This window comes from Sporosarcina sp. UB5, assembly GCF_050859005.1.
Lineage (GTDB): Bacteria > Bacillota > Bacilli > Bacillales_A > Planococcaceae > Sporosarcina.
This window is the reverse complement of record NZ_CP125984.1, coordinates 1,678,793-1,699,206: the sequence shown is the minus strand read 5'-3', so window position 1 is coordinate 1,699,206 and position 20,414 is coordinate 1,678,793. Positions and strand designations below refer to the sequence as shown.

Below are 20,414 nucleotides of genomic sequence, written 5' to 3'. Positions count from 1 at the left end.
ACTAAAAAAGGAAAAAGGAACTGCGTGAAAATTGCTGAGAATGCTCCTAAAGTCAATAAAAACGGTGATGAAGTTATAAAATCGGATATAAAATTTGTTGGTTGCATCCTAAATGCATTAAGATTTAAAATGTAGTATAGGGCTGTTCCGTGAATCCACATATCACCTTGTAGTTTGAAAAATCCAGCAAAAAAAATATAAAACACAAGTTTGGAATAGTATCAACAAGAGAAAAATATTATGTGCTATTATTGCAATTCCGTTGCTAGATGATTTTTTGTTGCTTATAGAAAAGTACGCTGTATTATTTGTGAAAATCATATATGCTAGAACAATTACTAATATGTTAGACCCGCCATCACCTAAAAATGGGCTTGCTTTATAAAGGATGAAAACGTAAAAGTATGTGATAACATTAAAAATTATTGAACTAAAACCTAGTGTATATATTAACATCAGAATAATTCCCGAATAATAGAATATATCAAAGTATAAAAAAATATACAAAAATGTAACATCTGGATTCAGAAAACTTGTTGTCCATAAAGTGTCTCTAACGCGATAGGAAAGCAACAATTGCCACAATAATTGTATACCAATAGCTATGCGTAAAATGCTTAATCCTATCAGGTGTTTCTGTGAACTTGAAGTTTTTTCAAACACGTTATTAAATAGTTTTACCATTCATTGTATCCTCCTTAATTAATTGATCGAGTTTCACTTTAGGGAGGTAGAAGAAATAGTACAGTGATTCCCCTTCCTTACCGTACTCGGGGAAATGTTCTGTAGAAATCCTGATTTGCATATCAGTAATTTTTGAAAAATATCCTTTTTCTAAGTGATGATATATTAAACCTAGTAGTGAGTTAACCGATGGATTTTCGACAAGAAAGTTTTTCACTTCTTCTTTTGGAATAAGATCTTCGAGGTAACTTCTCTGAATAACGTCAGAAGTATTTCTGATCTCCTCTGTTAGTGTCTTTTTCCTCTCTTCACTAAGCGAGTTTAATAAATCTTGGGATGCTTGTAAAACATCATTATTCATTTGAATAAGGGCCGCTGAATAAAATTGATAATAAGAAAAAAAACTTGCTTGAGATTTATCATGAATCATGTCACTGAAGCTAATCCATTTAGTTTCTTGACCGTTTCCGTACGTTAATTTTACTTCTATTGCTTGATTAGCATTAGCGGGATTAGGAGCAAACAATTGCCATGTTTGTGAAAATAAAGGGTTCATATATATATTAATTCCCCTATTGAATTTCTCCTTTAACGGTGTAATTGGTAAGTTATATGCAATTGTTATGGAGGCATGAAATATCGAAAATATTAACAGAAAAACAAGTACTATTTTTTGAATATTTGTTTTCATAGAAATCCCCTTATTTTATGAGACTGGGATCTTAGATGATCTAAAATCCCTAGTCTGGAAGTTTATAATTAAACAGTATTAACGCCCAAATTTGTCGGTACTTTCTTCGTCTACAGAGTTTCCGTGATAAATAAGCTTGTTCATACCAAAAATAGCGGATAGAGTCCATATTGATCCTAAAGAGCTGTCTAGAATAACGTCCCCTTTAGTGCCCACTTCGTATTCAGTTATTTCTGGATAAGATTCCTCCTGAGCTAAGGTGGTGTTTGCTGCCAGGCACCAACACAATTCACAATGGCCCCGAGACAAAGGCTCAGGAGAGCAGGGCTTTTTCTCATCAGGGGCGACTGGAAAACAAAATGAAGAACACCAGTCGCTCACCGGCGGACGCCCCACTGGAGCGCCAAATTTCATAAGCCGGTAGAAAGGTTTTATGTTACTGAATGACTAGTGAGTTTGTGTTGTAAGCCATTTTGCTTGTGGTGTGATTTTAGTTTCATTGTGTTGCGAACCAATTCTATAAGCGCAGCAAATCTTAAATACCAAGAATCCCCCTCTCGCGCCAAATGCCTTTCACATTTTAAATGGTTTAATTTGAAAAAGATCTCATTAGAATGCTTTTTCTAAGTGAAAAGTCCTCCAATAGTAAATAGCAGCAAATGGGCGAACGAATTTATGAGCGTTGGGACCGGATTTACGAGCTTGGGGATCACTTAACGAGCCCGTACAATAACTAAACAAAACCACATCACTAACCACAAAAAAGCCCCGCAGAGATCCCTCTCCACAGAGCTTTCACCTAAGAAATATTCCAAATTGCACCGTTGCCTGGCACCAAAATTAACAATCAAATAATCCCCTGGAATCGCAAAATAATCTCTGCAATAACTGCAGACCCTAGAAATGTCCCAAGCATAACGAGAGTTGCAACAATGATTGTTTTCCAACCGAGTTTCACAAAATCAGTCCAAGAACGTCCAATTGCGATTCCTGCATAGGCGAGTATCGGAGTTGCTAGCGCAAGCAGTTGAACTTCAGAAGTCCACTGGACAACTTTTTCAGATCCCGGAATCCAAGGCATTGAAACGATGACTCCGATAATAGAAATATACGCGATACTCGGGAAGTTTATAGGAATTAGCTCTTTTAGGATAAACCCTGCCAAACAGATGACAACGAGTGTAATCATTCCAGGTATAGCTTTGAGAGGCAGAATATCATAACCTGCCCAGTTGCCAATAAGGGCGGTGATACCAAAAATCCCAAGCAACAATACCCACTCTTGTACGTTTTTCAGCATCAGTATCCCTCCTTATTGCGAGTCATTCGAGCATAGATTTTTTCTGTTAACGGAAGCCCTATAAAAATACTTACCCACAAACCTGTAGAGAGTGAAAGTAAGTTACTTGCCCCTGCAAATGCGACAATTTGGGATTCGAGTTCTGGAAATGCAGCGACCAGTGAACCACTCGCTGCCGCCATCATACTTCCACTTCCTACTCCTGAAGCCATTGCGAACGAAAGCGGACTTAGTGGAGTTAATGTAGCGAGTAAACCAGCTATGAGACCGAGAAACACCGCCCCAAACACTGTCCCAAAAATATACATCGCCATCACTCCCCGTCCTTCAGGAGAGTTAATACCAAACTTGTCCATGATGAGTCCAACGTTCGGTTCACGGCCAATTGAGTGTGTCATTCCAACGGCTTCACGCTTAAGCCCTAGCCAAATTGCTACCGGTAATGCAAGTAAGATTGTCCCTAAATTTCCGAGTTCCTGTAATAATAATGCAGGCCCTGCTTCAATTACTTCAGGTAAAGCCGGCCCAATTATGACCCCGATTTTCGCTAGTAACAACGAAACCCCTAACACAATAATCGGTTCGGCATTTTTAGATTGCTTCTCTTTAACGACTGGTGTGAAATAAAGCACCAAACCAATTACAAGTGCATATAACATCGGCAATAATAAAATTACTCCAGGACCAACCGGGATTCTAAATGTACCAATCAGTTCTGTAATAATTACAATACCGAGTACAATCGCATGCAACCGCCAATCCTTCCAAATGCCCGCAAGTGAATTTTCATTTTCCACCATTCATATCTCCCCCTTTTTTCACGTCCACTCCCTGCAATAAATCAAGCTTGTGCCTCATGCTCAAGTAATTCCGCTACCGCTGTTGAATCCCGACTTCCACTACCTAGTACATTTGCACGTTTGAATAACTCAAGCGGTGCATCACTAATTGAAGTGGGTACCCCGACTTCATTTGCCAAGTTCCGATACAGCGAAAGATCCTTCAACATGTTGGCAAGAGAAAACGTAACAACGTCATATGCTTCATGAATAATTGAAGGTCCGAACACATCCATCACTTTTGTTTGTGCAGAGCCCTTTTGAAAGAGTTCCCCTAACTTCTCTTTCGAAATACCTGCCTTTTCTCCAGTTAGTAATGCTTCCCCTAACAACGATATGATTCCTCCAACAACCATGTTGTTGCACAACTTGACGATTTGCCCAGCTCCACTCGGCCCCATATATTCAACATGACTCCCTATAGCTTGAAGCACAGAAGACACTTGTTGAAAGGCCTTGTCTGAACCTCCGACCATAATCGTAAGAGTACCTGAACGTGCACCATCAGGCCCACCACTCACCGGACAATCAAAATACGATATACCCGCAGCACTCGCAGCTTCTTCAAGCTTTCTCGTCTTCTCAACGTCATTCGTACTCATATCGAGCACAGCACTTCCAGGTTTCATAAAGCGCAAAGCTCCTTCACGCTCATCCAACAGGACACTTTCCACTAATTCCGTCGTAGGCAAAGACAACACAATTACGTCACTCGACTTAGCAAGCTCCGGAACCGTAACAGCTCCAATTCCACCTTTTGTCACGACTCGTTCAACTGCTTCCGGATTCGTATCGTATACCGTTACTTCATATCCTTTGCGGAGTAAATTCGTTGCAATCCCATATCCCATCAGACCGCATCCAATAACACCTATCGTCTTCACAACATTCCCTCCAGTCGTTCCCTACTAATGAACCACTCCCGTATTACGGTCTAATATAAACCGTTTTATAGTCCGTCCAGAAATCCAATGTCGTCGAACCTTGCTCACGAGGTCCAATACTAGATGCTTTCTTCCCACCGAACGGATACTGATTCTCAAAATAGTTGGATGGAATATTTACATGGGTTACACCCGATTCAATATGACGGATGAAGTGAAAAGCTTTCTTCAAATCATTTGTATAAATTGTCGATGACAACCCAAATTCACTATCGTTCGCAAGCTCCAGTGCTTCTTCATACGTATCTACAACACTCATCGCCATCACTGGCCCAAAAATCTCTTCTCTGAAAATCGTCATCCCTCGTGTCACACCACTAAACAACGTCGGAGCAACAAAATACCCTGCGTCCAATCCATCTTCCATCAATCGCTCGCCACCACATTCAAGGATTGCACCTTCGTCGATCGCCGTTTTCACATAGTGTAAATATGTCTTCAGCTGTCCTTCATCAACGACAGGTCCGTTATCTACGTTTTCCGTAAATCCATCGCCAATCTTTAATTTCCGAGCCCTTGTAACGAGTTTCTTCGTCAACTCTTCCGCAATTGAACGGAGCACGATTAGACGACTCGTGCCTGTACAACGCTGTCCATTGTCCAAAAATCCACTGATGACCAAGTTTTCCACAGTTTCATCGAGATCTGCATCTTCCAGTACAATGGACGCGTTCTTACCGCCCATTTCCGCCTGCATTTTAGCACCACGTTCACTCACGGCTTTACCAAGCGCAAGTCCAACTTCTGTAGATCCCGTAAACGATACTGCTTTAATCTTTTCATGACTGCCAATTGCATTTCCGATGACTCCACCCGGACCTGTCACCATATTAATAACACCTGCGGGAACACCAGCTTGTTCGAACAGTTCCATAATCTTGATACTAATTAAAGACGTATTGCTCGCAGGTTTAAAAATGACTGTATTCCCCGCGACAATTGCAGGCGCAATCTTCCAAATGCCGATTCCAAGAGGGAAATTGTACGGAGCAATGACGCTAACTACGCCAAGCGGTTCACGGACTGTATATGCAAAAATCCCCGGATCATGCGACGGAACCGTTTCTCCCGTCATCCGAGTTGCTTCTCCACTGAATTGTTTCATCGCTTCAATCGTTTTCCGTACTTCTCCTTTTGCTTCTCTGAACGACTTCCCGACTTCTTTCGTAATAATTGTAGCCAGTTCTTCGCGCTGATCTTCCAGTAACTGTATGAGGTTAAACAACACGTCTCCGCGAGTCGGTGCAGCAGTATTCGCCCAACTTGGGAAGGCATCTTCTGCAGCTTGAATCGCTCGCTCTACATCAGCTTCATTCGACTTTTGGAAATACCCTAATACATCTTGATTCGCAGGATTCAGGCTTACATACGTTTCGTTCGTATTCGAAGGCACCCATTCTCCATTAATATAATTATAGTAAGTAGTACCCATATATACACCCCATTCAAAAATATCTACCTATTATGATAAATTATATTAGGAATTAGTTATATATGAGTCGCCACAAAGATTTCTAGTAATTTTCGTTGAGTTCCATATAAATCTTGAATGCAATAACAAAGTCAATCCAATCTTTGCCGTTATCAAATTCGATTCCGAGTAATTCTTCTGCTTTTCTTAACCGGTAGTAAAGTGTATTTGGATGCACATGCAAGACCTTAGCAGTCTGTTTTTGGCTACTATTACATTGGATGAATACATTTAATGTGTGTATTAACGTCGAATCTGCCGTTTTAAGCTGGCGTAACTTATCATTCATGAAACGCTCCAGTAACTCCTCGTCAACTTCATACAACAATCGTTCAATACCGAGCATCGAATATTCCACAATAGACACATCATATCTCCTTGCATATCCGACAGATTGCATCGCTTCCTTATATGAAATCGACAACTCCTGTATAGACGTTTCTCTACCGATTCCTAAAATAAAATCGGGATCTCCTGGCCACATCTGTCGAATGCTTGCGTACAACTCTTGTACCAAATGCCTAGAAATGGTCGGTACGATAATAATAAGTTGAAAGGCGCGTGCAAAAATTAGCGGAGAAAAGTGCTCTGATTGAAGTTTTTGCTCAACAGACTTCACAAACTTTTCTTTTCCAATTAACTCTTCCACTTCCCACAATGGTTTTTGATTACCTTCAATAATAATACATTGAACATGCGTATCCGTTCGCCAGTTCACATACTGAAGGGCTGCTTCCAACTCCCTTCCAGATAACCCTTCCATTAAACGATTGAAAACTTGCTCTCTAAAATATATTTCCTTTTCGTACAATGCAATTTCTTTAATAAGTTCGAGTGCAATTGACAAACTTGCTTGTTCGATTGTAATTTTGTCCATTTCACTGAATATCTCAAAAGGCTGTGTCAGGGAGAGAAAACCTAATGTATCAACACCCCTTCGAATCGGAAACAAATGTGTATCATCCGTTACTTCAAGGGGGCTATAGTAGCGAACGGAAATGCCAATCATCCGAGTTAGCAATGAAAGAATTGCATCAACCCCGCGGCCTTCAATATTCAGTTGATAGAACGTATTATGAATCGAAATCGATTTCTCCAGTAACGCGTTTTTCTGTTGCAAATGCTCATGCACTCTTGCGTTTTCAATCGCAATCGCACTTTGCCCTGCTACAACTTCAATGACGTTCATGTCTTCAGCTGTGAAAATACTATCTTCTCGATAGTTATTGACAACCACTACACCTAAGCACCTGTCCTCGTAAAGGATTGGCACACAGAACGTGCTTCTCACATCTCTTTGTTGAACGCCTTCGGAATAGTACCGAACATTGTTATCAGACATATTGTTCATGTATTCTTCTATCTCGTCGCGGGATGTAAACAGCTTCGACTGTTGCTGCAAAAAGATTTTTCCTGTAATTGACTCCCCTTCAGCAAATGCGACATGTACAAACGCTGCATCGTCAACGCCTTCACCTTTCGCGAAACGAAGTGTTTTCGTCTCATTGTCATACAAATAGATGATAATCACATCCGCCACATCCACTAATTCACAAGCCGCCTGTATGACACTATGCAAAATTTCGTCCAGTCGCAATGACTGCGTCAATATCTTATTAATCTCCAACAGCTTATTCGCTTTATATAAATCCATCTCACTATTAGCTAACACCGTCTCACCCCTTTTCCATCTCCCCATTGACTTAATTATCAGTCAACATAAGCGTTATCTCAAGTGCTAAAAACAAAATAAAAAAGTCCTTCATCTGAAATTACTCAGATAAAAGACTAGCAACAGCTTATTTTGAACAAAGCAGGGCCCAGTTTACGAGCGCTAGGATGGATTTACGAGCGCATAGCATATGAAAAAGAAACAGGTACTTATGATCATCCACAAGTACCTGTTTTCCCGCTTACTATTTAATCATTTGCCCCCCGCTCCCCTCCATCCCCTCCCGTAATTTCTTCAACAACCGTTCCCTTCGTTTCTTCACGCCCGGCACACTAATGCCGAATCTTTTCGCACATTCAGCTTGAGTATATCGATCAACGAATAGCCATTGGAGCAGTTTAAATTCGTCTTCTGTCAATTGTCTAACCGCTTCATATAAGCAGCCGTTCCACTCCTCCTCCTCTTCTACCTCTACTTGGTCGATCCAAAATGTCAGCATATCATCTTCGGCCGGCATATAACGGTCTTCAAACCGTCCTTCCTTTTTCAATTCATCCATCATTGCACCTCGGATGTAACGGTATGCATATGGCGCGAAATCCCCCTTCTCCTCGTCAAACCGTTGCCACGCTTGCCAAAGGGCGACTCGCCCCGTTTGTCTGAAATGCTCGTGTTGACGATAAATATTCAGTTGTCGGATACATGCAGAAATCATTGGTTCATATTGAGCTAACACGTCTTCAAAATTCAACACTAAGTTGACCTTTCCGATCGTGCACGATTCTTTTTATTCCCGGGTACTTACATTTTAGGAGGAATAAAAACAGAGTTCCAATGAGCATTCATGACGTTTGGTTCACCAAACTTTATATCCGTCTAGGCAAAACGTTTAGTTAGTTAAGCCAATTTTAAAATAAATATGTATTTTCCATTATCTTTTTACTAGTTATATGGTAATATATCTATGTCTAGTATATTACCCATATAATAAGGAGGATTAAGTATGAGAGATGATAGTTTATTGCTTGATTTTCGGACATTGGCACTAAAACCTGTCTTTTCCGGTGAGTACTTGTCCAAAATTATTACGACGCATGGAACGTACTATTCCAAAACAAGTCCGATCGAGTTACTCAAGGAGGCGTGCTTACGCCATTATTCTTCAATGGAAGGGCGTAAGGAAGCTGCGAAGAAACTGCTAAACTATTATAAAAAGCCGCCGTTCCTCATTTCGGATGATGTCGGTGTATTCCCGACAATTTCGTCCGAAAAGCCAGAATGCATCTTTATCTTCAGCCATTTTTTCGAAGCTGAAAAGGTCGGGAAAAAACAAACTAAAATTACGTTCAACAACAAAACATACATCACTGTCCCGGTATCACACTACACTGTCATGCGACAGAAGTCGAAATTACATACCCTGCTCAGCCATTGCCAACAATCGAAACGTAACTACAAAGCCGGGTCACCTAACTTCGGAATGTAGCGAGATCCGCGAAGGCAGCAATACGACTAGCAACTAGATGAATAAATGAAAAACAACCACCTTTTCTCACGTTTTTTCCGTGGAACAGGTGGTTGTTCATTGTTTTTATAAATTTATTTGTAACAACAGTATCCCTTTTGACCTCTCCCATCTATATAGAGAGTAAAGGGGGAAATCAAAATGACACATTATCTAGCAAACTACGCTCGCTTCAACACAACTGCGGAAATGGACGCAGCAGCAGAACAGCATCTTCTACTTCATTGGGATGAATTGACGAAATCTGATCGCCAAGTATTGGACGTCATTCGCCGCTATTCAGTTAAATATGGGGCAGCACATTTGAAGCACGTGACAATTGAAGAAGCAACGGGGAAATCAAACGTAACTGTCCGTCGCGCCATCCGAAAACTCGTAAAACTGGACATCATCGAAAAAGTCCACTACATCCGCCCAGTCATGAGCGGGCTAGGCGCCAACATCTACATCATTTTACCTTTCGATGACCAGGGGAAAATGAACGACCGGGATGATGACAACAAACCGCATAATATCAAGGAAAAAGACAAGAAATCTGAAGACGAAGCTCTTCTTTCTAAATCTATAAAATCTAAAGATCTTAACTACACGTCTCCAGTGGAATCGCAAAAGTTATCCACAAGTCTGTTCAGTCGAATGAAAGAACTGCTTGCCGGAACAATTGGTGACACTAAATTAGCTCGTGAATTTTACGGAATTCACAGGGCTGCTTCTAGCCGCATGTTGAAATACGAAATCTATCAAGACGACAAGCATGTTTTTGAAGATCTTGCCTATCGAGCGCTTATGATCACTGTCATGGCAACGAAGAAGAAAGCAATTCACAATTTACCGGGGTACTTCAAAGGGGTGTTGAACAAGTTAATCGACGAGACGTATTTCAAGGATATATTTATGCTGTTTGATGTGCCGGTTAGGGAATATTATTGTCCAAGCACGACCTAAAGTACCTGGCACCCACGTAATTACAAACTATTTTTATTGTCTTATGAGCGTGGGAGTGAGGATACGAGCGCGTGGCCGATTATACGAGCGTTGGAGCGGATTTACGAGCGCAAACCTCATTTTACGAGCGCTAGAGCAGATTTACGAGCGTCGGAACAAATTTACGAGCGCGCACACCACTTTACGAGCGCTGGAGCGAATTTATGAGCGTACACACAACTTTACGAGCGCTCTAGCAAACGAATCATCTACAACTAAGCAAAAACTAGCAACGCAAGGCATCAGACGTGGTAAATTAGCACAAATCTTAGTATCTATGCATGAGGGTAAGCCAGTATCTGAAGCAGCAGCAATTAACTTCTTAATTAAGAATAAGATAACATCAGCAAAAACAGTACAAGAATACAATGCAAACCAAATCTTGACTCGAGCACAAGTATCAGCGTTTCTACAACGTCATGAGCAGTTTGTAGCATCTCAAAAAGTAAGGTACTAAAAACGTAGATTTCTATTAAATTTAGTGGTGGTATTCCATATAATATTAACAAGTTGGAATGGCTTGTGTATGATACACTCGCAACAAATGGATACCTTAAATTAACACCTGATTTCTTAGTGGCAGGAGACAGAATTGACTACGCACCAAACGGCTACCAACATTGCTTCAAAAAATCTACACAACTTAGAACTAATAAAACAGAGGGGTATCACACCCTAACCGGTTCGGAACATGGGGAGAAAATAGTAAATAGCATACCAATTGGGGACGCAATTCGCATATGAATGGAGGTATAATGTGGGTGAAAAAGACATTTAAAGCATTTGCAATCATTGTTTTATTAATTATTTCTGGGTGTTCTAATTTAGTTAATCAAAATGATGAAGAGTCTTCTAAAATTGAAACAGTAAGCTCCTATTTTACAGGAAAAATCGAAGATATTAATGGTAACACAGCTCTCGTTTACGCCGAATTAGGCGGGGGAAAAGGCAATGTATTTGTTGACCTATCCGTGAATAGTGATCAAACATTTTCAGTCGGTGATGAGATAAAGGTAGGATATGACGGCACTATTATGGAATCTAACCCTGCACAAATTAATACTCTTTCTGTTGAATTAGTTGATTAATAATACAAGATCACTGTTCTATTAAATGGGCGCGATTATGGAACAAGTCACCAAAACAGAATACGGCAAGTAAAAACGCACAGTTTAATTCTGTGCGTTTTCACTTGCTTTTTATGCTGTTAATTGTGGTACGAATCGTATGCTGATTAGGATATAAGTTGATGTGCGTTTTAGCGTTTTCTCCCCATCAACCGAACCCGTTAATCACACCCTTCTGTTTTTTGTTTGCTTACTCCACGAACCCAGATCACATGCACGACAACTATCGGCTTAATTGCATGCCTGCCTGGCACGGAACATTAACCCTATTCAATAATAGTAACAATATACGTTCCTCGTGCTTCACCTGGTTGGATGACTTGTAATTCCCTTAACCTAGAAAGATTTTTTGCAATGCTAGAGGCCGAAGCATTTAACATATCATCAAAAACCTGACGATGGAATTCTTCGCCTTCATCCATTCTCGTGATGATTTCAAACATTGTCCTTGCGTGTCCTTTGCCCAGCAACTCATTCACATGCTTAATTCTGTCAAATCGTTGCAGCTCCTTCAACACTTTCATAAGCGAAGCATTGATACACTCCAAATAAAATATCATAAATGGTTTCAGATTCCCCTGCGTTGCACTCATCAATGTATCGTAATACTCGCTAATCCGCTTATCAAAGAACTCTTCAACACTAAAAGCGTCTTTAATTGTGCTTAAATCAGGGTGGATAAGAGCAACTAAGGTTGAAAAAGCTCGTGCAGTCCTTCCATTTCCATCAGGGAAGGGATGGATGTATCCAATTAGATGATGGGTAATTCCTGATATTAATAATGGATGCATCTTAAGGGAAGGATCAATTGAATCATCATAGGGATTAGTACGACCAGTCACACTGGAATATAGCCATTTAAAGAAAGCGCCCATTAATTCCGGAACTTCTATATGTGACGGCGGCATATAACTGACTTCTCCATCTCCATCTCGAAGTGAAACCGGAATCAAGCGGTACCCTTTTGGATGCCCAGTCAAGTCTTTCATTAAAAGTTCGTGAATGTTCAATAATACTTGTTCATCCATACTGGAAAAGTCACTTTGTGGATGCAGCTTATATAAGTAATCATAAGCTTCGAAGACATTCCTGACTTCCAATTTGTATTTCTCGTATATTGTTAACTTCTCAGTTTTATAGTTAGCATAAAGTTTCTCGACTTCTTTATACTCAAGGATATTTTGTTCAATCTTTGTAGTAAAGTGAGCGGTTCTGACCATGGAATTGCGTAGGATTGTGGGTTTTAGTGGATGATTTTTCAAACCAAGTCTCGCAAGCGCTCCAATATTACGTTCGGCCTCCATCACTAATTCAAGAATTTCATAATCATAGGGCTGTAACTTCGGTGAAAAGATTAATTTTCCATTTACTCTCACGAAATGCTCTTCCGAAAAGGTATAAGTCATATTCCTCACTCCTTTACATAATCAAATGCCTTTAAATCAATCACTTTGGCTGTATTCTATTATATTTGAGTACATCTATATTGTACACTAATAATTACTTTTAAACATTAGTTCAGGGTACCAGCGCCTAAAACAATTCTTAATTCAATAAGTACCCGAAATCATAGGTTCTGAGGCAGTCCTGAATTCAATGTAGACCTGGTACCCTAAACTCAAAATCAGCTATCTATGAAAACAAAAATCCCCCACCAAGTAGCCAGGATAAAACAATACGGTTACTTCGCAGGGTATCTGGAGTGATAGTATTCAATATTTCTTACGTTAGCCTCGCAACGTTCATTAATCTATTTCTGAAGTATAGCCCCTTTCAGTATTCCCTTGGTTCGTGATTAGACATTTGAGGGAGGTTTGTATGGACAGACATCCACGAAGTTAAAACTTGCTTAATTCATCCATAAAGGCTGAGCGTCTATGGTATGTCATTTTCAATTCATCCAACAAAAGCATTTCGGCTTCTATACCTGCAATCTTACGGAATCGTTTGAGCACTTGGCATACATCCCTAGTTTTGAGGTGCCTGTGCAAGAAACATTCACGACAATTTAACCAATTTGAATAAAAATACAGAGTTACGAAATAAAACTTGATTTTATAACTCTGTAAATCTATATTTATGCAATTGTAGTGAATATACTGAATTCAACCGTGCACAGGTACCTTTACAATTTTTTAGTATCTCATTTGTTGGGATGCGACGAATTCTGCATGGCGTTGAAGAAATGCTGATACTTGTGCGCGTGTCAAAATTTGGTTTGCGTTGTATTCTTGAACCGTTTTCGCAGATGTTATTTTATTTTCGATCAAGAATTTGATTGCCGCAGCCTCTGAAACCCGTTCCCTCTTATGCAATGAGACTAAGATCTGTGCCAATCTCCCACGTGTAATTCCTTGAGTTGCTTGTTTCTTCTTAGCTGCTGAGGATTCACTCCCCAACGTCGGAAGATCATGTCGCTCGGCGAGTTTGTAAGGGACGTTGTATGCCCAATTTGATGTTGCTTTCATAGATTCGTATTCGTAAGGAATCATATAACGGAATAATATCATTAAAAAATGTGCTTCGGTTAACTGATTTCCTGGTCTTAAATATTCCTCGTATTTCTTCGTTTTCGGATTCAGCGCTTTCCCGTACCCTGAAATATACCCCCGTTCTACCGCCCAAATCATGTCCCCCGCCCACCATGCGTTAGGATTGAAGTCAGCGAATTTCTTAGAGTATCGATCTAACTCAGCTGCTGATGGTGGTGCTGGAGTTGATGGGACTGGTGTCGTTGGTGGCGTTGGTACAGCTGCTTTTTCTGTTGTAAATGACCATGAGTGAGTGTGCTCATCTTCGTAAATATCGTAATAGGTAACATGCACAGTATACGTTTCACCTTTTTTTAACTCGTCTTTAGGTACGATGAACATTGTATTTCCGCTCGTGTCTGCCACATTATTCTTATTATGCAATACGACATTATTCCCCTTACTATCTTTTAGAGTCATAATGTTTTCACTGAACCAATGTAAAGCTACATCAGGCGTGAATGAAGGCATATAACCCGATTTTTTCACTCCGTATTTCGCCAGCGGATCGGGATCTTCATTTACATCAAATAGTGTAGGCGCGTCTTTTTGACCATCGTACGGGTACATGTATGCTTCCCCGTCATTATTATCAGAGTTATCTACAAGAATAACTATAGCGCGCCCATGTACCCCAATGCCTACCGTATCGTAAGAAGAACCTAAAATTGTGTCTCGATGAAATATTGCCTCCACAAAATCTATAATCGACTTCTTGGGATTCATAAACATTCCGTAGTAGGCCACTGCTTCTGAACCTGAGTTGATGGTATACCCTGCTGCTTTAGCCCGGTCCATAAATCTCCTTCCAGTAAAGCCCGATTTCCCCTCTGTCTGATAGTGCGATGTAGTTTGTAAATGTGTCACTAAATACTTCGCATGCAAGTCAGCAGCATTGGATAAGCGAGGGTCGATTTTGTATGGCTGCACCCCCGTTGCCTTTCGGATGCGGTTGATCTCGTTTAAGGCTTCGACTACTTCCGCTGAGTATGTATGCCCGCCGATTTGTGTAGTACTTGCCTGAACTACAATTGGTTTTTGAACCGAATCTACCGCCATGGCCCCCCCCGTAAATACTGCTGCAATTGCGAGTGAACGTATGAAACTTTTCGACATTACCCTTCCCCCTCCGATTGAATACCAACTGCTTTTATATTCCTTGATTCTAAGGCAAGTGACATCTTACCTACCATTAATTTAATATTAACTATGAATATTTTACCATTTGGTTTTCATGAAATCTATAAGAGGATGGCAATCTATTTTCAATATCAAAGGAAAGTATCGTCAAACTAAGTGGGCACCCAAAGTTTATACCTCCTTAACTTTTGTAAAGGTACCTGTGCAATAAAAATTCTTAACAATTCAACCAATTCAAGAAAGTACCGGGTTCTGGAACAATCCCGAATTTATCCTTTAGTACAAGGTACCCGAGCAATTCTGAATTGTTCTGGTACCTGGTACTAAACACTCGGGGACAGTTTTACGAGCTCAGTAGCGGATTTACGAGCGTGTGTACGATTTTACGAGCGCGAAAACGGATTTACGAGCGTGCGGCCAAATATACGAGCGCGAAAGCAATTTTATGAGCGCGGCAAGCCCCTACTACCAAGTAGCATCCTCTCGCGCCAAATGCCTTTGACATTAAAAACAACCACCTTTTCACGTTTCGTGGGACAGGTGGTTGTTTATTGTTTAAATTAATTTCTAACAAGAGTATCCCTTTTGACCTCTCCCATCTATATAAAGGGTAAAGGGGGATATCGAAATGACACATTATCTAGCAAACTACGCTCGCTTTAACACAACTGCAGAAATGGACGCAGCAGCAGAACAGCATCTTCTACTTCATTGGGATGAATTGACGAAATCAGATCGCCAAGTATTGGACGTCATTCGCCGCTACTCGGTTAAGTATGGGGCAGCACATTTGAAGCACGTGACAATTGAGAAAGCAACAGGGAAATCAAACGTAACTGTCCGTCGCGCCATCCGAAAACTTGTCAAACTAGAGATCATTGAAAAAGTCCACTACATCCGCCCAGTCATGAGCGGGCTAGGCGCCAACATCTACATCATTTTACCTTTCGATGACCAGGGGAAAATGAACGACCGGGATGATGACAACAAACCGCATGAGGACAAAGGAAACGAGCAACTTTCAACAGACGAAGCTCCTCTTTCTAAATCTCTATTAAAACATAAAGATCTTAACTACACGTCTCCAGTGGAATCGCAAAAGTTATCCACAAGCCTGTTCAGTCGAATGAAAGAACTGCTTGCCGGAACAATTGGTGACACAAAATTAGCCCGTGAATTTTACGGAATTCACAGGGCTACTTCTAGCCGTATGTTGAAATACGAAATCTATGAAAACGACAAGCATGTATTCGAAGACCTTGCCTATCGAGCGCTTATGATCACTGTCATGGCAACGAAGAAGAAAGCAATCCGCAATTTACCGGGGTATTTCAAAGGTGTGTTGGACAAGTTAATCGATGAGACGTATTTCAAAGATATATTTATGCTGTTTGATGTACCGATTAGGGAATATTATTGTCCAAGCACGACCTAAAGTACCTGGCACCCACGTAATTACGACTGTTTTTATTGTCTTATGAGCGTGGAGAGTAAGGATACGAGCGCGTGGCCGATTATACGAGCGTTGGAACAAATTTACGAGCGCGCACACCAATTTACGAGCGCTGGTGCAGATTTACGAGCGCGCACCCATGCAAATTGCAATTGTCCGAATCCCTGTGGCACTAAACACTATGTTAAAAGGTCAGCATTCCACGTATAATGAATGCTACGATTGAAAAAATGAAATGATGGGGAGTACAGTAATGATTGTTTCTAAGAAAAAACATGTCTTAATTTATGGTGATGTCTTTGTCGATTATATAGCTAAAGACCATACAAACACGACATTCAATAAATTCCTTGGTGGTGCAACGGTGAATGTAGCGGCGGGTGTTTCTAGACTGGGTGCGCCTTCAGCATTCATTACAGTAATAGGAGACGATGCGACTTCACAATTCGTCTGGAATGAACTGCGTCAAGAAGGCGTCGACTTATCGTTCGCTAAACTGGAGAATGCCAAACGAGTATGCGGTGTATCTATACATTTGACGAAAGATCATGAGCGGATTTTTCATTCGTATATGAACGAGACACCTGATATCCAAGTAGAATCTGCAGATTTACAATCCGATGCATTTCAAAATGCCTCCGTATTGCATATTGGTTCGGGTACGATGTTTCATCCAACCGCTTTAAGCACAACGAGGGAAGCAGTCCGAATGGCAAAGGCGTCGGGTGTACCTCTATCGTTTGATGCAAATATCCGTCCACTTCGCTGGAAAAATGAAACTTTTTGCCGTGATACGATTATGTCTTTCTTCAGTGAAACTGACATATTAAAACTAACAGATGAAGAATTATATTTCCTAACTGAAACAGAAACACTTGAAGCGGGAATAGCAAAACTGACGTCTTATCACATACCTGTAGTATTGATTACTGTCGGCGCACAAGGAACTTTTGCTGTCCTTGATGGACACGTGACACATGTAGGCGTTGAACAAATTAAGCCAGTCGATACGACGGGGGCAGGTGATGCATTTATTGCGGGGATACTGCGGCAAATTCATATAAAAGGGATGCCAAAAACCAATGAAGAGTGGATAGACTATATATCATTTGGCAATAAACTCGGAGCACTTTGTGCAACTAAATTAGGTGCCTTGTCGGCCATGCCAAGGTTTGCAGACCTAGATGAATAATCAAATCGATCGTTGTATCGGTTCCTGGCACCAAAATCCGAGTTCTCCTTCGTTATTTACACTAAACCATGCTAAAATTACAAAAGTACTATATGTACATATCAATTAGGAGGAATATTTTTACATGATTAATTCTGAGATTTTTTCAAAGAAATTAGAGGAAAAAGACATTTTCATGGAACAAACTAAAGATGAGGAAGGCGTGTACTTTCGAGTTCAACAAACACTCGATTATGGAAATAACGTATTAGTTGCAATTATTTTCACAAACAACGAATCCGTCGTCGACATTAACATCTTTAACATAGCTCAAATTAACAACCCAGCAAAAAAAGCAGAACTTCACACCCTGCTCAATGAGGTTAACCAAAAACTCAGATACGTTAAATTCTATGAATTCGAAGGCAATGTAACAGCTCAATACTCATACAATATAGAGGACCACTTTAATCCTCAACGTGTCATTGACTACATCGGCCTGTTTTTAAACGCAGCTGAAAAAGTTTATCCTGAACTCGTTAAGTTGCGATAAGCATAGACAACAAATCAAAAGAGCTATCGAGTGCATTCGCGATAGCTCTTTTTCATTTATAACGTCACTTATACATATATTGCAAATAGATACGGCGATACGAATTTAGATGGCGTGGCGAGCAAAGTGGAAACAAAAAATCGCTCTTTTTATCTAATTTAACTTTAAAGAAGTGGGAATCCAACACATTGACCTACTTACCATGTCAATCAACTAAAATGTAAGTTGCTTTTATCGGCCCATGAACACCGACAATTAGATTCATTTCAATATCAGCGCTATTGCTTGGCCCGGAGATAAAACTTACATAAGAAGCAACATGCTCACCCTTTTGTGTGGCCTCATGAATTTGTTTAGCTGCCTGCGTCATGCGCGGAACAAGCGTGCTTTTTGGAATAATGGCTATATACGTTTTGGGTAATAAACTAATAGAACGACCATTGTTTTTATTATGAAATAGTGTCACTGTAGCTGATTCTGCTAATGTAATATCACTGAATGTAATGCCCACATCAGCCTGTTCTGCAATTTTTTGGTTTTCTTTTCCTCGTTTGTAATCCCAAATATGAACTTCTACATTTCCCTCTAACTCATTATACATACGGTTTAATCCATATTTCTCATTCCGTGGATCATTGGATACAATAACCGACTTACCATCATATTTACGTATCGCTTCTTCAAGAACTTTAGGCAAATTTTGCTGATCTGTTTGAATAAACTCGGTATGGATAGCTGTACACTGTTCTTCTAAAACGGCTACCAATTCATCCTTTGTTGCTTCCTTCAATACTTCATATTGAGGGTAAACACTCCAAGTTGGTCGAACTACCCCCTCGGTTCGACGAGGCCTGTTAAGTCTGCCTGCTAAATTAGTTAAAAATGAATCCCTATTATAGATACTCATGACGATTCACCCTCTTTCTTTAAACCAAGTGCGAAATGACTTTTTGCTAGGGGCAGGAAAATCACGTATATCCGTCCATCCTTTTAAAGGTCCTGGTCCATTTTCAATCATGTCATCTTCTTTAATCCACGGGACTAAGGCCGGCCTCGCTAATTTTGCACTAATTTTATAAGCCGCAGGACTTGATGACCATTTAACAAAACCATTCATTAAGATTTTCTCTGACATTGGTGCTTTGTTTTCCTTTTCCACGATAATTTGTCGGTGGCGGACAAGCATTTCATGTAACGGAATTTTGACAGGACACGCTTCTGTGCACGCACCACATAGAGTTGATGCATAAGGAAGCTCTATATGATCATCATATCCATCCAATAACGGCGTGATAACCGCACCAATTGGTCCAGGATAGATAGAATTGTACGCATGACCGCCAATATGTCGGTAAACTGGACAAACATTTATACAGGCAGCACAGCGTATACAATGGAGAGCTGCCTGAAATTCTGTTCCTAAAATCTTCGAACGCCCATTATCCACAATGACAAGATGATAATCATCCGGTCCATCTACTTCATCCTCTAAACGCGTCCCTCCATAAGCTGTGATATAACTAGTTAGCTTTTGTCCAACAGCTGACCTCGTTAACAATCCGACAAGAACTTCCATCTCCTCCCATGTCGGGACGATCCGTTCCATTCCCATCACAGTAATTACAGTATCTGGAAGAACAGTTACCATCTCTCCATTTCCTTCATTCGTTACTAACGTAATTTCTCCTGATTCTGCTATAGCAAAGTTACATCCTGTAATTCCAACATCCGCAGCTAAGAAGTCATTTCGCAGTTCCTGTCTAGCGAAAGCAGCAAGCTCTTCCGGATCATCGGATTGATCATACCCTTTTTTTCGGGCGAACGTTTCACGGATTTGCTCTCTGTTTTTATGTAGAGCAGGTGCAACAATATGAGAAGGGGCTTCCCCATCCAATTGCAAGATCCATTCACCAAGATCTGACTCGACTACCTCCACCCCTAATTCTTGAATCGCTTCATTCAAACCAATTTCTTCCGTCACCATGGACTTTGCTTTCACTACTTTTTTTGCGTTCTTCTGTTTGATGACATTTTGAATATATTGGTTCGCTTCTTCAGCTGTCTCCGCGAAATAGACATTTCCTCCTTTTTTCGCAACCTCATCACTCAATTGCTGTAGATAGAAATCTAGATTCTCTATTGTATGTGCTCGAATTTCTTCTCCTAATTGACGCCAGTCCTCCCAGTTTCCTAGTTCTTCTGCTCTTGTTAATCTCCCAGCTTTTAATCTCCCTTGTGCGGACGAAACGGCTTTACGCATGAATTCATTTTCAATACCATTTTGGACACGGTCTTTATACGGAACCTCGCCAATTTTAACACTCATGTA

Annotated in this window: 18 protein-coding genes; 7 read left to right on the top strand and 11 right to left on the bottom strand. The window is 40.5% G+C overall.

The genetic code is table 11. The annotated features are described in order from the left end of the window. Positions 1-667: 667 nt before the first annotated feature. From QM454_RS08795 to QM454_RS08765, 7 genes are all read right to left on the bottom strand, one after another. Positions 668-1,375 carry a DUF5819 family protein gene (locus QM454_RS08795; protein ID WP_432357026.1) on the bottom strand — a complete coding sequence of 236 codons (708 nt, stop codon included), beginning with the start codon at positions 1,373-1,375 and terminating at the stop codon, positions 668-670. An 847-nt stretch (positions 1,376-2,222) separates the two neighbouring features. Next, on the bottom strand, positions 2,223-2,675 hold the full coding sequence (locus QM454_RS08790) for a hypothetical protein (protein ID WP_432357024.1): 453 nt from the start codon (positions 2,673-2,675) through the stop codon (positions 2,223-2,225). After that, positions 2,675-3,475: a DUF3100 domain-containing protein gene (locus QM454_RS08785; protein ID WP_432357023.1), complete on the bottom strand. Its 801-nt coding sequence runs from the start codon at positions 3,473-3,475 to the stop codon at positions 2,675-2,677. Before QM454_RS08785 ends, QM454_RS08790 begins: the two co-directional genes overlap by 1 nt. Before the next feature lie 41 nt (positions 3,476-3,516). Next, positions 3,517-4,398 carry an NAD(P)-dependent oxidoreductase gene (locus tag QM454_RS08780; RefSeq protein WP_432357021.1) on the bottom strand — a complete coding sequence of 294 codons (882 nt, stop codon included), beginning with the start codon at positions 4,396-4,398 and terminating at the stop codon, positions 3,517-3,519. Between the two features lie 43 nt (positions 4,399-4,441). Then, positions 4,442-5,890 carry an aldehyde dehydrogenase family protein gene (locus tag QM454_RS08775; protein WP_432357019.1) on the bottom strand — a complete coding sequence of 483 codons (1,449 nt, stop codon included), beginning with the start codon at positions 5,888-5,890 and terminating at the stop codon, positions 4,442-4,444. Positions 5,891-5,972: 82 nt separating this feature from the next. Next, positions 5,973-7,601 carry a helix-turn-helix domain-containing protein gene (locus tag QM454_RS08770; RefSeq protein WP_432357017.1) on the bottom strand — a complete coding sequence of 543 codons (1,629 nt, stop codon included), beginning with the start codon at positions 7,599-7,601 and terminating at the stop codon, positions 5,973-5,975. Positions 7,602-7,845: 244 nt separating this feature from the next. Continuing rightward, positions 7,846-8,355 (bottom strand): sigma-70 family RNA polymerase sigma factor, encoded by a 510-nt coding sequence (locus QM454_RS08765; protein WP_432357015.1) that lies wholly within the window; start codon positions 8,353-8,355, stop codon positions 7,846-7,848. Positions 8,356-8,604: 249 nt separating this feature from the next. Between QM454_RS08765 and QM454_RS08760 the strand changes: the two genes are divergently transcribed. The 4 genes from QM454_RS08760 (at position 8,605) to QM454_RS08745 (ending at position 11,198) form a co-directional block, all read left to right on the top strand. Beyond that, a complete protein-coding gene (locus QM454_RS08760; RefSeq protein ID WP_432357013.1) occupies positions 8,605-9,087 on the top strand; it encodes a competence protein ComK in 483 nt (160 codons plus the stop codon). Positions 9,088-9,267: 180 nt separating this feature from the next. Next, complete coding sequence (locus tag QM454_RS08755) at positions 9,268-10,071, top strand: hypothetical protein (RefSeq protein ID WP_432357012.1); 804 nt, start codon at positions 9,268-9,270, stop codon at positions 10,069-10,071. Positions 10,072-10,126: 55 nt separating this feature from the next. Next, a complete protein-coding gene (locus QM454_RS08750) occupies positions 10,127-10,567 on the top strand; it encodes a hypothetical protein (protein WP_432357010.1) in 441 nt (146 codons plus the stop codon). A 304-nt stretch (positions 10,568-10,871) separates the two neighbouring features. Then, positions 10,872-11,198 (top strand): DUF3221 domain-containing protein, encoded by a 327-nt coding sequence (locus QM454_RS08745; RefSeq protein WP_432357008.1) that lies wholly within the window; start codon positions 10,872-10,874, stop codon positions 11,196-11,198. 305 nt (positions 11,199-11,503) lie between these two features. Here the strand turns inward: QM454_RS08745 and QM454_RS08740 are convergent, their stop codons facing one another. Further along, positions 11,504-12,643 carry a Fic family protein gene (locus QM454_RS08740; protein WP_432357006.1) on the bottom strand — a complete coding sequence of 380 codons (1,140 nt, stop codon included), beginning with the start codon at positions 12,641-12,643 and terminating at the stop codon, positions 11,504-11,506. Positions 12,644-13,372: 729 nt separating this feature from the next. Beyond that, on the bottom strand, positions 13,373-14,884 hold the full coding sequence (locus QM454_RS08735; protein ID WP_432357004.1) for a CAP domain-containing protein: 1,512 nt from the start codon (positions 14,882-14,884) through the stop codon (positions 13,373-13,375). A 652-nt stretch (positions 14,885-15,536) separates the two neighbouring features. Here QM454_RS08735 and QM454_RS08730 point away from each other — a divergent pair. The 3 genes from QM454_RS08730 (at position 15,537) to QM454_RS08720 (ending at position 18,085) form a co-directional block, all read left to right on the top strand. Next, complete coding sequence (locus tag QM454_RS08730) at positions 15,537-16,343, top strand: hypothetical protein (protein WP_432357003.1); 807 nt, start codon at positions 15,537-15,539, stop codon at positions 16,341-16,343. Positions 16,344-16,614: 271 nt separating this feature from the next. Next, positions 16,615-17,553: a carbohydrate kinase family protein gene (locus QM454_RS08725; protein WP_432357002.1), complete on the top strand. Its 939-nt coding sequence runs from the start codon at positions 16,615-16,617 to the stop codon at positions 17,551-17,553. 124 nt (positions 17,554-17,677) lie between these two features. Further along, positions 17,678-18,085, top strand: a complete 408-nt coding sequence (locus QM454_RS08720) for a YbjN domain-containing protein (protein WP_432357000.1) — start codon at positions 17,678-17,680, stop codon at positions 18,083-18,085. Between the two features lie 205 nt (positions 18,086-18,290). Here the strand turns inward: QM454_RS08720 and QM454_RS08715 are convergent, their stop codons facing one another. Both QM454_RS08715 and QM454_RS08710 read right to left on the bottom strand, forming a co-directional pair. Continuing rightward, positions 18,291-18,992 carry a LutC/YkgG family protein gene (locus QM454_RS08715; RefSeq protein WP_432356998.1) on the bottom strand — a complete coding sequence of 234 codons (702 nt, stop codon included), beginning with the start codon at positions 18,990-18,992 and terminating at the stop codon, positions 18,291-18,293. A gap of 6 nt (positions 18,993-18,998) precedes the next feature. Next, complete coding sequence (locus tag QM454_RS08710) at positions 18,999-20,411, bottom strand: LutB/LldF family L-lactate oxidation iron-sulfur protein (protein WP_432356997.1); 1,413 nt, start codon at positions 20,409-20,411, stop codon at positions 18,999-19,001. Positions 20,412-20,414: the final 3 nt, after the last annotated feature.

Excerpts from the sequence above, each read along its gene's own strand:
- QM454_RS08795 (WP_432357026.1), bottom strand. The coding sequence starts at position 1,375 with ATGAAAACAAATATTCAAAAAATAGTACTTGTTTTTCTGTTAATATTT.
- QM454_RS08790 (WP_432357024.1), bottom strand. The coding sequence starts at position 2,675 with ATGCTGAAAAACGTACAAGAGTGGGTATTGTTGCTTGGGATTTTTGGT.
- QM454_RS08785 (WP_432357023.1), bottom strand. The coding sequence starts at position 3,475 with ATGGTGGAAAATGAAAATTCACTTGCGGGCATTTGGAAGGATTGGCGG.
- QM454_RS08775 (WP_432357019.1), bottom strand. The coding sequence starts at position 5,890 with ATGGGTACTACTTACTATAATTATATTAATGGAGAATGGGTGCCTTCG.
- QM454_RS08760 (WP_432357013.1), top strand. The coding sequence starts at position 8,605 with ATGAGAGATGATAGTTTATTGCTTGATTTTCGGACATTGGCACTAAAA.
- QM454_RS08755 (WP_432357012.1), top strand. The coding sequence starts at position 9,268 with ATGACACATTATCTAGCAAACTACGCTCGCTTCAACACAACTGCGGAA.
- QM454_RS08740 (WP_432357006.1), bottom strand. The coding sequence starts at position 12,643 with ATGACTTATACCTTTTCGGAAGAGCATTTCGTGAGAGTAAATGGAAAA.
- QM454_RS08735 (WP_432357004.1), bottom strand. The coding sequence starts at position 14,884 with ATGTCGAAAAGTTTCATACGTTCACTCGCAATTGCAGCAGTATTTACG.
- QM454_RS08730 (WP_432357003.1), top strand. The coding sequence starts at position 15,537 with ATGACACATTATCTAGCAAACTACGCTCGCTTTAACACAACTGCAGAA.
- QM454_RS08725 (WP_432357002.1), top strand. The coding sequence starts at position 16,615 with ATGATTGTTTCTAAGAAAAAACATGTCTTAATTTATGGTGATGTCTTT.
- QM454_RS08720 (WP_432357000.1), top strand. The coding sequence starts at position 17,678 with ATGATTAATTCTGAGATTTTTTCAAAGAAATTAGAGGAAAAAGACATT.
- QM454_RS08715 (WP_432356998.1), bottom strand. The coding sequence starts at position 18,992 with ATGAGTATCTATAATAGGGATTCATTTTTAACTAATTTAGCAGGCAGA.
- QM454_RS08710 (WP_432356997.1), bottom strand. The coding sequence starts at position 20,411 with ATGAGTGTTAAAATTGGCGAGGTTCCGTATAAAGACCGTGTCCAAAAT.